General features: G+C 68.4%; 10 protein-coding genes and 1 pseudogene. 4 read left to right on the top strand and 7 right to left on the bottom strand.

Annotated elements, in window-relative coordinates; genetic code table 11:
* Window positions 1–23 precede the first annotated feature (23 nt).
* Complete coding sequence (locus ACN28I_RS06560; RefSeq protein WP_420941251.1) at window positions 24–1,580, bottom strand: GMC family oxidoreductase N-terminal domain-containing protein; 1,557 nt, start codon at window positions 1,578–1,580, stop codon at window positions 24–26.
* A gap of 9 nt (window positions 1,581–1,589) precedes the next feature.
* Window positions 1,590–3,881 carry a GMC oxidoreductase gene (locus ACN28I_RS06555; protein ID WP_420941250.1) on the bottom strand — a complete coding sequence of 764 codons (2,292 nt, stop codon included), beginning with the start codon at window positions 3,879–3,881 and terminating at the stop codon, window positions 1,590–1,592.
* Between the two features lie 250 nt (window positions 3,882–4,131).
* Here ACN28I_RS06555 and ACN28I_RS06550 point away from each other — a divergent pair, with 250 nt between their 5' ends.
* Window positions 4,132–5,463 (top strand): cytochrome P450, encoded by a 1,332-nt coding sequence (locus tag ACN28I_RS06550; RefSeq protein ID WP_420941249.1) that lies wholly within the window; start codon window positions 4,132–4,134, stop codon window positions 5,461–5,463.
* A gap of 94 nt (window positions 5,464–5,557) precedes the next feature.
* Here ACN28I_RS06550 and ACN28I_RS06545 read toward each other — a convergent pair whose 3' ends face one another.
* The 4 genes from ACN28I_RS06545 to ACN28I_RS06530 form a co-directional block, all read right to left on the bottom strand.
* Complete coding sequence (locus ACN28I_RS06545; RefSeq protein ID WP_420941248.1) at window positions 5,558–6,739, bottom strand: hypothetical protein; 1,182 nt, start codon at window positions 6,737–6,739, stop codon at window positions 5,558–5,560.
* A gap of 3 nt (window positions 6,740–6,742) precedes the next feature.
* Complete coding sequence (locus tag ACN28I_RS06540) at window positions 6,743–8,056, bottom strand: hypothetical protein (RefSeq protein ID WP_420941247.1); 1,314 nt, start codon at window positions 8,054–8,056, stop codon at window positions 6,743–6,745.
* Between the two features lie 124 nt (window positions 8,057–8,180).
* Window positions 8,181–9,572 (bottom strand): hypothetical protein, encoded by a 1,392-nt coding sequence (locus ACN28I_RS06535; protein ID WP_420941246.1) that lies wholly within the window; start codon window positions 9,570–9,572, stop codon window positions 8,181–8,183.
* Between the two features lie 31 nt (window positions 9,573–9,603).
* On the bottom strand, window positions 9,604–10,227 hold the full coding sequence (locus ACN28I_RS06530) for a TetR/AcrR family transcriptional regulator (protein ID WP_420941245.1): 624 nt from the start codon (window positions 10,225–10,227) through the stop codon (window positions 9,604–9,606).
* A 191-nt stretch (window positions 10,228–10,418) separates the two neighbouring features.
* Here ACN28I_RS06530 and ACN28I_RS06525 point away from each other — a divergent pair, with 191 nt between their 5' ends.
* Window positions 10,419–10,565, top strand: coding sequence for a hypothetical protein (locus tag ACN28I_RS06525; RefSeq protein WP_420941244.1), 147 nt, complete (start codon window positions 10,419–10,421; stop codon window positions 10,563–10,565).
* Between the two features lie 112 nt (window positions 10,566–10,677).
* A complete protein-coding gene (locus ACN28I_RS06520; protein ID WP_420941243.1) occupies window positions 10,678–11,385 on the top strand; it encodes a glutamine amidotransferase-related protein in 708 nt (235 codons plus the stop codon).
* 6 nt (window positions 11,386–11,391) lie between these two features.
* Here the strand turns inward: ACN28I_RS06520 and nth are convergent.
* A pseudogene (gene nth / locus ACN28I_RS06515) lies at window positions 11,392–12,034 on the bottom strand (endonuclease III).
* A gap of 528 nt (window positions 12,035–12,562) precedes the next feature.
* On the opposite strand from nth, the gene ACN28I_RS06510 reads away from it, so the two are divergent.
* Window positions 12,563–14,722, top strand: coding sequence for a DUF7151 family protein (locus ACN28I_RS06510; protein ID WP_420941242.1), 2,160 nt, complete (start codon window positions 12,563–12,565; stop codon window positions 14,720–14,722).
* The last annotated feature ends 12 nt before the right edge of the window (window positions 14,723–14,734 follow it).

The following is a 14,734-nucleotide window of genomic DNA, read 5'->3' as shown; positions in this document are numbered from 1 at the left end:
CCCTGCGGGCCGCCCGGTTTGTCTCAGAAGCTGCGCGCCGCGGCCTCGGCGATGCGCTCGGACACCGCGCTGATCGTCATCACCGGGTGGAAGCCGATGGAGCTGGGAATCACCGATCCGTCCGCCACGTAGAGGCCGGGGTACTGGAACACCTCGCCCTCGGTGGACACCACGCCGCGCTCGGGGGAATCGGCCAGGTGCGCTCCGCCCAGCGAGTGCACCGTGAGGGGCTTCTTGAAGAGCTGCCAGGTGACGAGCGGCGCGTAGGTGCCGCCGTACTGCGAGGCCAGCTCCTGCATGGCCTTGCCCATCCGATCGATGAGCGCCTTGTTCTCCGCGGCGTAGTTCCACTCGATGTCCAGCTTGCCGCCCTTCAGGACCATGCGCCCGTTGGCGTTGTCCCGGCCGATGCCGAAGAGGTTCGTCGTGCGCCCCGGGTCCGCCGAGGTGCGGACCGGCTTGCTGAGCAGTCCCTTGCGGAAGGCGAGGTCGAGCGCCGGCCCCAGCAGGGGCCACAGCGGCGCGCCGAGCCCCTGGAAGGGAGAGCCGATGTTCGGCTGCCCCAGGCCCGTCAGCACCTCCATGGTGGGCTTGTTGAAGGTGGGCGCCGCCATGGTGAAGGAGGGCTCGGCGTCGAAGAAGCGCATCACCGTGGAGACGTCCGGCCCCTTCCAGGGCTCCAGGTCCTCGCGGCTGTTGAACACCGAGCCGAGGAAGTCACCGTTGCCCGAGTAGCCATGGCCCAGCCGCGCGCTCAGCCTGGGCAGGGTGCGCGCCTTGTCGCGGCTGCGCAGGAGGATCTCCACCGTGCCCAGCGTGCCGGCGGACAGCACCACGCGGGCGCCCTCCACCGAGCGCTTCTGCCCGGTGGCCAGGTCCTGGAAGTGCACCCGGTAGCCGCCGCCCGGCGCCGGCTCCACGTGGGACACCTGCATGCGCGGCCACACCGTGGTCCCGAGCGCCTCGGCCCGGGCCAGGTACGTCTGATCCATCGTCTGCTTGGCGCCGTACTGGCAGCCGAACTCGCACTCGGCGCAGAGCTGGCACGGCTTGCGGCCCGGCCCGGGCGACTCCGTCCACGCCACGGCCTCGGGCGGATCGAACACCTCCCGGCCCATGCGCGCGGCGGCGGCGCGCAGCACGTTGCGCTTGCGCAGGTTGATCGACTCGGGCATCGGCGTCAGCTTCAACTCGCTGGCCACCTTGTCGTAGTAGGGCTCCAGCGCGGCGCGGGTGTAGCTCCTGGGCCAGCGCGGATCCTCGAAGACGACGGCGTCCGGCCGCACGTGGATGTTGGCGTAGACGAGCGAGCCACCGCCCACGCCGCTGGCCCCCGCCGTACCGATGCCGGAGAGGAAACGCAGATCGTACAGACCCTGGGCCTGCTCGCGGGAGGAGTGGCGCCAGAGCAGCTCGTTCGTGCGCGTCACGTCCCGGGGGAACTGCCCGGGGGCATAGCGCCGGCCGCGCTCGAGCACGGCCACGGACTTGCCGGCCTGCGCCAGCCTCAGGGCGGAGATGGAGCCTCCGAAGCCGGAGCCCACCACCACCACGTCATACCGGTTCGCCATCGAAGCCATGTGTCTCTCCTATTTTTCCAAGCGCGGCCGGACGAAGACGTCCCAGAGCGTGCCCATGAACATGGAGCCGAAACGCCAGTACGCGTCCGCCTTCGCCTGCGCTGAAGTGGTACCGAGCACCTCGAAGGTGGTGAGCTGCTCGGCGAAGTCCTTCTTGTTCAGACGGATGATGCCGCTGGACACCACCGGCCCGTGCTTGTCCTTGCCCCGGCGGATGACGGTGTAGAGCGTAGCCGTCGCCCCCCACACGTCGAAGTCTCCGCGGTCCTTCACTTCCTTGTACCCGTCGAGCAGGTAGGGCTCGCCGTCCTGGCCGATGAAGGGCAGCAGGTAGATCATCCGCCGCTCGTAGAAGCTGTCGGTGTCCACGAAGAGGTTGAAGACGCCGCTCTCCACCTTGGCGCCCTCGGGCGGGGTGAGGCCGGCGACGTGGACGACACCCTGCGCGATGCCACCGTGGGCCGGCTCGGCGAGGAAGCGATCCAGGTTGGCCAGGGTGATGGTGACGGTGAACCCGGCCACGGTGTTGGCGAGCTGTCCCGCCTTCTCCGCGCCCGCGAAGTCCTCGGCGGGCGTGTGGCCCCGCGCGTGGAAGCCCATCATCCGCTCGGTGAAGCGCATGCCCACCACCGGGCTGGGCGAGGCCACCGTGCCCCCCACCGGAATCGTCACCTTGCCCATCACGTCCTCGCGGGGCGTCGCGAGGGCCCGCTCCGGCGCCTTCCAGTCCGGGTTGCCGAGGAAGCCGCGGATGGCCTTCTCCACGTTGCGCTCGGCCACGGCGGCGATGGTGGACGCGGGGTTGACGCCGGTGCTGGAGGGCAGGGCGGCGCCGTCGAGCACGTACAGCCCGGGGTAGCCGTGCACCTCACCGTCCGGGCCGGTGACGCCGTAGGCCTCGTCCTCGGCCATGACGCAGCCGCCCAGGTTGTGCACGGACACGGGGACGTGGAGCCGCTCCCACAGGGGGTTGTAGGCCACCTGCGCGCCCAGGGCCTTCGCGATGTCCTGGCAGAGCTGCTCCTGCGTGCGGTACAGCGGCAGGTTGGAGGGCACGTCCCACTTCGCCTGCAGCTCGCGCGTGAGGGGCACCAGCTCCAGCCGCCCGTTGGCCTTGTCCCGGCCCATGGCCAGGAACACCGACTGGAAGCGTCCGCGCTCGGCGTCGATGGAGGACATCTCCTTGGAGCGCTGGCGGAACACCTTCACCAGCTCCTGCTGCATCAAATCCACCGGAATCCGGGCCAGGCTCTGGGCCGGGTTGAACACCTGCATGAGCCCCGCCACCTGCGCCGGGTGTCCGCCCTCCTGGAAGAGGAACCACTGCTTGTCCGGGCCCTGGCCCTCGTCCACCAGCATGCTGGTGGTGATGGTGGGACCCACCGCGGGATCCCACGGCTCGCGCGTGTCGAAGGCGAAGGCGAGCAGATCCCCGTTGGCCGAGTAGCGGTAGCCCAGCGTGTCACTGAGCTCGGGCAGCGTGCCCAGGTCGTCCCGGCAGCGCAGCAGCAGCTCGGTGGTGTTCACCGCGCCCGCGCACAGGAAGACGCGCCTGGCGTCCACCGTGCGCTCCACTTCGTCCGCCGCATGGTCCTTGTAGGTGACGCGGTAGCCCGGCGAGAGCGGCTCGATGTTGATGGCCTCGGCCTGGGTGGTCACCTCGGCGCCGCGCTGCTCGGCGACGGCCAGGTAGTTGAGATCCAGCGTGTTCTTCGCCCGGACGTTGCAGCCGAGGTCGCACTCGCCGCAGTAGTTGCAGCCCTCCTGCTCCACGCCGAACTTGTTGGGCATCGGCTCGCCGGCGGGGGTGAAGCGCACCGCCAGGTCCGGGTGGAAGAACTGCCCCTCGCGTCCGAGCTTCTGCGCCACCTCGCGCATGCGCTTCGTCTTGGTGGGCAACCCCCGCGCGGACGCGGTGATGGGCTGCACGTCCAGCATGTACGCGACCAGATCGTAATACGGGTCCAACATCGTCCGGCCGTAGCCCTCGGGCCAGCCGTTGGCGAAGGTCTCCGCGGGCGGGCGCAGGTGCACGTTGGCGTAGATGAGCGAGCCACCGCCGTAACCGGCCGACTGCACGACGCTCATGCCCGACAGGAGCTTCACATCGAGCAGGCCCTGCTTGTTCCTCCACAGCCAGCCGTTGAGCGGATTGTCCCAGTCGCGCGGAAAGCCGCCCTTGGGGTAGCGCCGGCCACGCTCCAGCACGCGCACCGACAGGCCGGCCTGCGCCAGACGGCAGGCAGCCACCGCACCTCCGAAGCCGGTGCCGATGACCAGGGCATCATACGTCTCGGTCATGTCTACCCCCCTGTGGAGCCGTCTCTCCCTCTGGAGAGTCTGGGTGGATGTCGGGGCTCCCGAAGCGTTGGGACTTTAACACGGCGCGGCGCATTCGTGTGCGGCGATCAAGCCCTCTCTACCCAGCAGGTCTCCTGCTCCAGGGGGTACTCCCGGGCAGGGCCACGCCGCGAACCACCGCTGAGGTCAGCCAGGCGAGTCGAGTGCCACGCCTGTTCTCCGCCTCTCGCCCCATGGCATACGAAGGGCCATGGACACGCCGGCCGATATCTCCCACCTGCCGCTGCCTCCCGGCAGCTCGGGACTCCCGCTCCTGGGCGAGACGCTCGCCTTCATCCAGAACACCGGGAAGTTCCTCGAGGAGCGCCGCCGCCTCCATGGGGACGTCTTCCGCTCCCACGTGCTGGGCGATCCCATCGTCTTCCTGCTCGGCCCCGAGGCCGTCCGGTGGATCTTCGCCGGCGAGAACAAGTACCTGCGCAACCGCTGGCACTCGAGCGCCCGGAAGCTGCTGGGCAAGCAGTCCGTCGCCATGCTCAACGGCAGCACCCACCTGGAGCGCCGCCGCCTGCTCGCTCCGCATTTCACCTACGCCGCCATGCGCCACTTCGTGCCGCGCATCGAGGCCCTCGTGCACCGGCACTGCGAGCAGTGGCTCTCGGGCACGCAGCCGTTCAAGGCCGTGGACGCCGTGCGCGCCCTCGTGTTCGAGGTGGCCATCGTCCTCATGATGGGCGAGAGCCGGGTGGACCCGGCCTACATGAGCCGCCTCTTCAAGCAATGGGTGGCGGGCCTCTTCGCCGCCGTGCCGCTGGAGATCCCCTTCACGGCCTTCAGCCGGGGCGTCGCCGCCGAGAAGGAGATGCGCGCGTACCTCGGCTCGCTGGTGGCCGAGCGCGAGAAGCTGGCCACGCAGCCTCCCGACACCCTCGGCTCACTGCTCTCGGCGCGGGACGAGCACGGCCGGCCGCTGCCTCGCGAGGCCATCCTCGACGAGCTCGAGCTCCTGCTCTTCGCCGGCCATGACACCACGGTGACGGCCACCTCCAACCTGATGATGCTCCTGGCGCAGTACCCGGAGGTGCTGGAGCGGTGCCGGAAGGAGCAGCGGGAGGTGGCGGGACAGGGCCCCCTGACGCTGGAGGCGCTCCGGGCCATGCCCTACCTGCACCAGGTCATCCAGGAGGTGATGCGTCTCATCCCGCCCATTGGAGGCGCCTTCCGGGTGACGACGCAGGACGTGGCCTACGGCGGCTACCGCATCCCCCAGGGGTGGCAGGTGTCACTGAGCATCCGCGGCGCGCACAAGGGCACCTCCTGGACGTCCCCCGAGCGGTTCGATCCGGATCGCATGGGCCCCGAGCGCTGCGAGCAGAATCCGCAGGGCGTCTACATCCCCTTCGGCGGTGGACCGCGGGTGTGTGTCGGGCAGCACTTCGCCATGGTGGAGATGGCCGTGGTCGCCGCCCTGCTGCTGCGCGGCTATCAGTGGGAGCTCGTCCCCGGACAGGACCTGAGCCTGATGACCTTCCCGATTCCCCTCCCACGCGATGGCCTCCTCGTGCGCTTCTCGCGGCGGTGAATTCAGGACAGGAGACCCTCCCCGAGCGCGAGCAACTGGTCCAACAGTAGGACCAGTTGGTGATGCTCGCGTCCGGAGGCTGGCGGTCATCCCCTCACCGGAAGTAGCTCTGGGAGATGTCCACCGAGTAGCCCAGCTCCAGCGTGGGCGCGGAGGCCGCCACGAGGTACTGGCGGAAGTGGATCACCTTGCCGGGCAGCGGCGTCTGCGTCTCCAGCCCGCCGTCCGCGCCCGTCTCCTCGTACTGCTCCATGCTGCCGCCCTCGCGCCGGTAGTTGAAGACGGCCGGGAAGTGCGCCCGCGCCCGCACCGTGGCCACGGGCCAGGACACCCGGGGCAGTGCCAGCTTCAGCCGGCCCGACAGGTGGAAGACGCCCAGGTCCCTCGCCAGCACCACCTCCAGCGAGGCCTCCGTCTCCCCGAACCGCGCCGGAGCCACCTTCAGCTTCAGCCGGCCGTCCTTCTCCGCGGGCACCAGGGGCACGGAGTCGAGCAGCACCCGCTCGAGCCGGTGGCCCTCGGGAAGCTCCAGCTCGAGCTCCTGCTCGCGATCCAGCCGCAGGGCGTAGCGCACGCGCACCGAGGCCTTCCCCTCCAGCGTGGACACCCAGGAGGCATGGGCCTCGGGGATGCTCGGCTCCAGCGGCGGACGCACCACCTGACGGGCCACCCTGGGCGCGACGGCCGTGCGCCAGCCGATCCGCAGCACGCCCTGCCGGGGGTACACGTCGGCATCCTCGCTCCCGGAAGCGGGCGGCTCGGTCACCGTGAAGGCCGAGGCATCCGCCTCCAGCCGCAGCGGCACCGGCGTGACCTGGGGCCCGAAGCGTAGTTGCACCTGGCGATCCGCGCCGCTGCCCTGGGGCCGGAGCACGAGACTGACGTCGAAGCTGTAGCGGCCGGGCTCGCGCGTCACCAGGCTGAGATGGTCCTCCAGCGCACCCACCGTGGCGTTCTCCAGCGAGGGGAGCGACGTGAGGTACGTGTCCGCGTCGAGCCGCATCAGCCGCACCTGCGTCCAGCGTTCGCCGGCGAGCACCTCCACCTCGAAGTGCGCGTCCACCAGCAGCGCGTCCGCGGTGAGGCGTCCCTTGAGCTGGCTCTTCACCACCAGGGCGTCCGTGGGCGGCGCGGGCGGCGCCTGCTCCGGGCGCTTCGCGTACAGCGGGAGCAGCTCCTCGAGGGGAACGGTCGCGGAGCCCGAGACCGGGGGTGCGAAAGGGGAGCTCGCCGAAGCGGTCAGCAGCAATCCGAGTACGAGAGAAGAAGTCCACATGGTTCACCTCGCTTCCTGGGTGACGGGGGCGTGCGGCGGCTCACCGCCGGGTGGGAGATCCGAGAGCAGGGCCCGCACACTCGCGCGGGTGGAGAGGGCCATCAGGCCGAGCAGCGCCGCGAGGATCTCCAGGGTGTAGATGAGGCCGGTGTAGCCCTGGAGGATGACGGCGGTGGTGGGCACCACGAGGGTGGCCGCCCAGGTGCCCGCCAGGTGAGAGGTCCGCTCCTGGGGGAAGAGGCGCTTCACGTAGAGGACCACCGCCGCGCCGAGCCCCAGGGTGGCCAGCGCGTAGGCCACGTAGAAGTTCATGAAGGCCGCGAGGTAGGCGAGCAGCACGAAGAAGAAGCCGTAGGCGGCGGCCAGCAGGTACGACTCGTAGAAGGCGAGCGGCCTGCGGTGGCGGATGCTGAAGGCGGCCAGCAGGGCCATGAGGGCGATGAAGGGCACCCAAGCCCGGCCCGCCATGGTGGAGACGACGATGTCGTACGCCTCCACCGAGGGCAGGATGACGCCGAGGTTCACACCCGACTCGAGCGACTGGAAGGCCCAGTCGAGCGACACCGTGCCGCGCCCGGTCTCCACCTGGGTGGCCGAGAGTACCTGGGGCGGATAGTCGAAGTTCTCGCCGCCCTCGACGGCGAGGTGCAGCCGCACGTCACGGGCCGGCAGGGCGGGATCCAGCTTGTAGATGAAGGAGTCGAGCCCCCGGGCGCGGTAGCGGATGGAGAAGGTGTTGGTGGCTCCCTGGGTGATGCGGCCCGTCCAGACGAGCCGGTTGCCGGACTCGCCGAGATCCAGATCCGACTCGGCGCCATTGACGAGGAACTGCAGCTCCGAGAGGAGCACCTGGGACTTGTCCACCTCGATGGGGAAGATGAAGGCCACGTCGATGTCGTGGCCCTCGCGGTTGACGACGGCGTAGTCGGCCGAGAGCGTGAAGTCGAAGCCGGAGAAGTAGCGCAGGCCCCGCTTGCGGTAGTTCATCCGCGACTGCACCTGCACGTGCTGCTTGTCGAAGGGCAGGGGCTTGAGCTCGGTGAAGATGGTGCCGCTCTGCACGTAGCGCAGCGAGGGCGCCGGCTGGACGACGGGGGCGCCCCAGCGTTCCTCCACGTCCCGGGCGAGCTCCGAGCTGGCGAAGTCCGTCCGGTCCGCCACCTGGCTGGCGATGACCGCCGTGGCGAAGACGACGATGAAGAGGCTGCCGAAGACGTGGTGGCGGACGAGCCACCCGAACGCCCGCCGGACCGGCGAGTCCGACGGCGGACGCGGTGGCGGCGGCGTAGGCGTGGGAGGAAGGGTGTCTGGGCTCATGGGCCCAGAGTGGGGCAGGGCGGTGCAACACGAATGGATGCCCCGTGCACCTCCCGGGGAATGTTCGTGCAGAAATCGTGGAGGGGCCGGTCCCGGGAGCACGGAGGACCGGCCCCTCCCTCCATCACGGCATGGTGAAGAGGCAGCGGGTGACCGGGACGATGATGTCCGCGAGCACGTAGAGGTAGTACGTCTTCCCGCTCGTCAGCGAGTCGGGCCGGCCGGACGCCGGGAAGCGCTGCGACAGGCCGGAGGGGACGACTCCGTACCGCACCGTGCCGCTCGTGACGGGGGTTCCGTCCACCGGGACGTCGATGCGCCAGAGCGTGCCCTCGGGCAGATCGAGGTTCGGCGGCACCGTCGGCGACGCGGCGTCCGCCTCGAGCACGTACACGTAACGCGCCTTGCCACCCCTCCAGGAGAGCGTCCCATCCGCGGCGACGCCCTCTCCATTCTCGCAGAGCGTGGGCCGGAAGAAGCGCTGCGCATCCAGCGGACCCGCCCCATACGTCTGGTCGGCGAAGTCCTCACGCTTGTAGCCCCGGTGGAAGAGCTCGGTCTCGAAGAAGCTCAGCATCCGTGCCGGATCCGTCGTGACGAAGATGGAGTCGTGGGGATTCTCGGGACCCGCGCGCGAGAAGCCGTTGTTCTGCTCTCGCGGGTACGCGCCGAAGCCCACCGTGTCGATCCACCCGGCGCCCATGGCCAGGCCCCTCGGGTGGAAGGAGTTGATGAAGTTGCCCGGCGACTCGACGTACCAGTTCGACGGACCCTGGGGCGCACGCGTCGAGTGGCAGCAGACACAGGCCGTCGACTCGATCTGCGACCTCACCCAGTTGGCCTCCGCGACGTACGCCGGATCCCGCAGGCGCGCATCCTCCCGCTCCGCGTCCGGCGCGGGCGGCACCGGATAGTACGGGCGCTGCGTGCGCACGCGATCGCAGCTCGCGTAGTCCATGAAGCTACGGCCCGGCTCGGTGGCGCCGGAGATCATCTCCCATGTGCAGACCTTCCCGCCCGGCGACATCCCAGGGGGCTCGCCCTGCTTGGGGTCGACACAATTGAGCACCGGCTGCTGGAACGTGGGCAGCCCCGTCCCGCCGCCGGAGTCCACCACCTGCCCACCGCACACGGGCGCCGGGTCGAACACGCCGCCGCCGAACAGCTCACACCCGCGCTGCATGGAGCCGCACTTCTGCGCATCCACTCCAGGGAAGCTGATGCGCGTCCACTGCTCGTTCTCGCCACCCAGGAAGCAGTAGCCCAGCCGCTCCTCCAGGTTGCACGCCGAGCCCAGCTCCGCCGTCGAGCCCTGATCCTCACAGTCCTCCATCGCGGCCTCGTCGGTCCACTCACCGACATAGTCGCGGCACTCCTCGAGGCTGCTGAACCTGTTCATGTAGACGCAGTGCCCCACCACCTTCTCCGGGACGATGGGAACCCCCGCCGGGCCGCACTGACAGCCCGCGACAAGGCACAACAAGACCAGCACCGTCGATAAACGCGGTGAACGCATGGACAACTCCCAGGTGGAATGACGTGTGGAACTAGCTCTTCGCGTAGCCCTTCAAGAAGCCGTCCAGGTGCTGCTCGATGAAGCTCTCCAGGACGAGCGGACGGCAACGGCGGCCCTGCAACTGATGCTGGTGGAAGAGCGCCAGCAGCACCGGAGACATCAACGCGAGCGCGGCCACCCGCGCATCCGGCACGGACAGCTCTCCTCGCGTGTGGAAGATGATCAGCAACTCCTCGACGGACCTCAGCGTGGGCTCGAGGATCGACGAGACGTAGATCTGCCCGAGCCCCGAGTCGGCCATGCCCTCGGCGAAGCCCGCGGCGTGCATGCCGCCCAGTGCCCCCGACCACGCGGCGGCGATCTGCCCCAGCAGTTGCGTGAAGGCCGCCCTCGCCGGCAGCTCCGCCAGGGACTTCGCCCAGGCCTGGCGCTCCTGGCCGAACTTCAGCAGGTACTCGAAGGCGGCCTGCACCACGCCCTGGCGATCGCCGAAGTAGTGCCTCAGCGTCCCGGGGTCCACTCCGGCCCCCTCCGCCAGCACGCGCAGGCTCGGGTGCGAGCCTCCCGCCACGAGGAGCTGCTGCGCCACGCGCTGCAGCAGCCGCGAGCGCGTCTCTTCATGATTGCGGTTGCGGGCTCCTGATATCCTTCCCATGCGCGAGATGGATATTCAGCGTTTATTCCCAGTGCCAGCCTTTCGTGTGGGTTTATATCCTTCCTCACTGAGGAGGTTTATTCGGGTGTGGAAACAGGAAATATTGGAGAGAGCTGAAAAAGGCATACGGCCCTGAGCCGCGCCGTTATGCTCTCCAAGCCTCACCCCCTTACCCCCCGAAGGAGCACTGGATGAAGCGCATTCTCTTCCTCGCCGTCGCCGCCATCGCCCTGGGCATGGGCCTCGCGTCCCCCCCCGTGCAGGCCGATACCTGCGCGCCCACCTGCTACAAGCACCCGATCACCGGGCAGCTCGTCTGCACTTCTCCCTGTCCGTAACGGCTCGGAGCCCCGCTCCGCGGCGATGAAGGCTTCATCCGGGATTCCGGGTGGGGCCTTGGTAGGCCTCCCGTGGGGTAGTCTGCGCGCGGACTCCCATCCAGGAGGCGCCATGCGCGCGGTGGTGATGCAGCACGAGGAGCACGAGGGGCCGGGCTTGCTCGGTCCTGCGCTGGAGGCGGCGGGCTTCACGCTGGTGAAGCGCTTCCGCACCGTCAAGCGCGAGGACCTGAACGCGGAGCTGGTGGTGCTGCTGGGCGGCCCCATGGGCGTCTACGAGGCGGATCGCCATCCCTTCCTCGGCGAGGAGCTGGCGCTGGTGATCGAGCGGCTCGCCCTCGGGCTCCCGGTGCTGGGCCTGTGTCTGGGTGCGCAGCTCCTGGCGGCCGCGGCCGGCTCCGAGGTCTTCGTGGGGAAGAACGGCCTCGAGGTGGGCGTGGGGCCGGTGCGCTGGACGAAGGAGGCCCTGGCCGATCCCGTGATTGCCGGCGTGCGCCCGCGCACCACCGTGGCCCACTGGCACCAGGACACCTTCAAGGCCGTGCCCGGGGCCACGCTCCTGGCCTCGACGGATTGCTACTCCCAGCAGGCCTTCCGGCTCGGTGACTCGTACGGCTTCCAGTTCCACCTGGAGCTCACCGCGGACGAGCTCGACCGCTGGTTCACCCACGGCGCCGAGGAGCTGGTCGAGCTCTACGAGAAGAACCTCGACGAGCTGCGCTCCCAGCTCCCCAAGCTCCGCTCGGCCGAGGCCGAGAACCGGGAGCTCCTCGAGCGGCTCGCCCACCACTTCGCGCGGGTGGCTCGCGCCGCCAGGTGAACCCCGCTACTTCTCCTCGATGCCGAGCTTCGGGCAGATGTCGGTCATGGGGCAGGCCTCGCACCTGGGCTTGCGCGCCGTGCAGGTGTAGCGGCCGTGCAGCACGGTCGCGGGCCCGAAGAAGGTCCACTGCTCCTGGGGGACGAGCTTCATCAACTCCTTCTCGATCTCCTCGGGCTTCTCCTTCTTGGAGAGCCCCATGCGCTGGCTGACGCGGGCCACGTGGGTGTCGACGATGACGCCCGAGGGGAGGTTGAAGGCGGTGTTGAGCACGACGTTGGCCGTCTTGCGGGCCACGCCGGGCAGGGTGATGAGCTCGTCGATCGTCTGGGGCACCTCGCCACCGAAGCTGGCGAGCAGCTCGCGGCTCATGGCCTGCACGGACTTCGTCTTTCTGTTTGAAGAAGCCGGTGGGCTTGAGGTCCTCCTCGAGCGCGGCGGTGTCGGCCTCGGCGAAGGCCTTGGGGCCGGGATACTTCTTGAAGAGGGTCGCGGTCACCCGGTTGACGCGCTCGTCCGTGCACTGTGCGGCCAGGATGGTGGCGACGAGCAGCTCGAAAGGGGTGCTCCAGTTGAGCTCGTAGCGGGCACCCGGGTGGGCCTCGTGAAGGCGGGCGAGGAGGGTCTTGGCGGTCTGGGCGGCGGTCATGGGGCGTTCAGTCGGGAGAGGCGAACGGAACGCAGTGTACCGGGCGGGACCGACACGGAAAGTCCAGGAATGGGACGGCCAGGCCCCTCGCCGGGACACGCGTGTACGCTCGCCGATGCGATGAAGAAGAAGGGATGCGACAGTACTGGGAGGGGTTCTACTCGTAGCCAGTTGGTTGGAGCCCCTCTGGACGGAGGGCATCTCGGACCATTCTGGAGTGGCTGGGGAACGAGCGGGCAGCGGAGCCCTCCATTCCGAATGCTGTCTGCTTCTCCAGTCACGTTGGCGCCCAAGTCGTTGCTGGTGCAACTCAATTGTCGCAACGTCTGAGATACAGCCAATCCAATTTCTCACATGATATGAATCAAGCATGTTTGCCTGCTGATCGGCCGTTATTCCTGGCGCCTCGCCGGTACAGGTCCGGTGTCTTGACGGTGATCGGGCAAACAAAGTTCTCTTGCGCGCACTGAGGCGTGAACGGGCCGCGATGCGGTGTGCCCCACGTTTCTGCAATCCAGGAGAGGTTGAATGTCCCAGCAGTGGAGTTGGCGTCCGTCTGTCGTGGCCGGTCTCGTCTTCGCGATCACCTCGTGTACTCTGCCCTCGGAGGTGCCGGGCGCCAATGGCAAGAACGCGGCCGTGCGGATCATTCCGGAGGCGCCGGGAGCCCGGTGCCCGCAGGGTGGCACTGCGCTCCAGACGGGCCTCGATGACAACGGGGACGGCTCGCTGAACGACGACGAGGTGGATCAGACCTCGTACGTGTGCAGCGGGAGCGGCACCCAGACTGGCGGCATGTCCCTCGTGAAGCTGATGCCCGAGGCCGCGGGCGTGCGGTGTGCGTCCGGTGGCACCGCCGTCCTGTCCGGGCTCGACACGAACGCCGACGGGCTGCAGGGGGACTCCGAAGTCACCCACACGCAGTACCTCTGCAACGGGGAGCAGGAGAAGAAGGGGGCGGCGTACTTGATGAAGATGCTGTCCGAGGCCGCCGGCCGGAACTGCCCCCAGGGTGGAACGGCCGTCCTCGGTGGCATCGACGTGAACGTCAACGGCCAGCTTGAGAGCACCGAGGTGACCACGACGCAGTACGTCTGCAACGGTTCGATGGGCACGAGCGGTCACGAGGCACTCGTCAGGCTCGACGCCGCGCCGGCCAGTGCGAACTGCGGCCAGGGCGGCACGGCCGTGAAGAGCGGCTTCGATGCGGATGGTGACGGAACGCTCGGTACCACCGAGGTGACGAACACCACGTTCGTGTGCAACGGCCTCACGGATTATCCGAACCGGGGCGAGGCTCTCGTGCGGATCGACTCCGAGCCCGCGGGCGCCAACTGCGCGTACGGCGGCACGTCCGTGAAGAGCGGCTTTGACGCGGACGGCGACGGGACGCTGGACGACTTCGAGGTCACGACGACCCAGCTCGTGTGCAGCGCGGCCAATTTCTTCCGGACGAAGTGGGCGAGCAACCCACGGGGAAGCTACGAGTCCGGTGAGATCACCAACCTGTGGGTCCCCGTGTCACGCCGGGTCTGGATCTACAAGACCAGCGACACGTCGCGTATCAAGCTCACCGTCTCCGACAACTTCCGGGTGGGCCACAATCACAACGGGGGGAACGGCTGGTACTCGGTGCGCATGAACGGCAGCGGGGTGAGTTGCGACGCCCGGCAGTACAACTCGAACGCAGCCGGTTGGAACCAGAACTATCACCTGCCGTTCGCGAACGTCTGCCTCACCGAGCAACTCCCGGCGGGCCTGTACGAGTTCGATGTGTGGTCGTTCGCGAGCGGAGGAACCAGTTACGTAGGCGCTGGAACGAACGGCAGTGCGTTGCTCCTCGCCGAAGAACTCGATGGAACCAGGCCCTACGCGTTTTCGAAGGCTGGCGGTCCGAGCGCCACGACCAGCACGTCGTACGTCAAGATGAGCGGGCGTGAGGTCACGTTCCTCAAGCAGTCCGCGTCCACGCTCCTCAAGGTGACGTTCGCGGATACTCTCCGCACGGGTGTCAACCAGAACGGTGGATGGGGCACGGTGATGGTACGGCTCGATGGCGTCAATACCACCTGCTACACGGGCAAGTACGACGCCCAGGGAACCGGCGCCAACATGTTCAATCCATTTGTGATGACCTGCGTCCTCCCGAACGTCTCTGCCGCTCAGCATACGCTGGACGTCGCGCTCTCCGCGAATTCGGGCGCTGAGTCATACATGGGCTGGGAGCGGAGCAATCCGCTCCTCCTCGTCGAGGAACTCCCGAATACGGGGCTCACCTACTCGAACGTGAGCTTCGCGAGCGGCGAAATCTCTGGAGTATGGGCTGGCGTCGGCGCGCGGCAGATCGTCCACAACGTCAGCGCTCCCGGGAAGACGGTGAAGGTCACGTTCTCGGACACGTTCCGCGCGGCGCTCAACTGCAATGGGCGCTGGGGCTATTTCCAATTGTATGTCGACTACCAGCCCACCGGGTGTATCAACGGCCAGCACGTGTCGAATACGGGTGCTACCCAGAACAACCACTACCACCCGGCGAACCTGACGTGCCTCGTTCCGAACCTGACGCCCGGCTTCCATACGTTCTCCATCTGGTCGACCACACAGCATCCGGATGGAAGCTCCTGCGGCTCGAACTACTTCGGCTGGAACCGCGGGCAGAACCTGCTGCTGGTCGAGGACCTGCCGTAGGCGGACGCCCGG

Origin of the sequence: Archangium gephyra (assembly GCF_049060025.1) — a bacterium.
GTDB classification, from domain to species: Bacteria; Myxococcota; Myxococcia; order Myxococcales; family Myxococcaceae; genus Archangium; species Archangium gephyra_A.
This window is presented reverse-complemented; position numbering and strand designations above follow the sequence as displayed.

What these genes read in the sequence shown, in the direction of transcription:
- ACN28I_RS06525 (WP_420941244.1), top strand. Translation starts at nt 10,419, where the DNA reads ATGAAGCGCATTCTCTTCCTCGCCGTCGCCGCCATCGCCCTGGGCATG.
- ACN28I_RS06550 (WP_420941249.1), top strand. Translation starts at nt 4,132, where the DNA reads ATGGACACGCCGGCCGATATCTCCCACCTGCCGCTGCCTCCCGGCAGC.
- ACN28I_RS06520 (WP_420941243.1), top strand. Translation starts at nt 10,678, where the DNA reads ATGCGCGCGGTGGTGATGCAGCACGAGGAGCACGAGGGGCCGGGCTTG.
- ACN28I_RS06540 (WP_420941247.1), bottom strand. Translation starts at nt 8,056, where the DNA reads ATGAGCCCAGACACCCTTCCTCCCACGCCTACGCCGCCGCCACCGCGT.
- ACN28I_RS06555 (WP_420941250.1), bottom strand. Translation starts at nt 3,881, where the DNA reads ATGACCGAGACGTATGATGCCCTGGTCATCGGCACCGGCTTCGGAGGT.
- ACN28I_RS06530 (WP_420941245.1), bottom strand. Translation starts at nt 10,227, where the DNA reads ATGGGAAGGATATCAGGAGCCCGCAACCGCAATCATGAAGAGACGCGC.
- ACN28I_RS06510 (WP_420941242.1), top strand. Translation starts at nt 12,563, where the DNA reads ATGTCCCAGCAGTGGAGTTGGCGTCCGTCTGTCGTGGCCGGTCTCGTC.
- ACN28I_RS06545 (WP_420941248.1), bottom strand. Translation starts at nt 6,739, where the DNA reads ATGTGGACTTCTTCTCTCGTACTCGGATTGCTGCTGACCGCTTCGGCG.
- ACN28I_RS06535 (WP_420941246.1), bottom strand. Translation starts at nt 9,572, where the DNA reads ATGCGTTCACCGCGTTTATCGACGGTGCTGGTCTTGTTGTGCCTTGTC.
- ACN28I_RS06560 (WP_420941251.1), bottom strand. Translation starts at nt 1,580, where the DNA reads ATGGCTTCGATGGCGAACCGGTATGACGTGGTGGTGGTGGGCTCCGGC.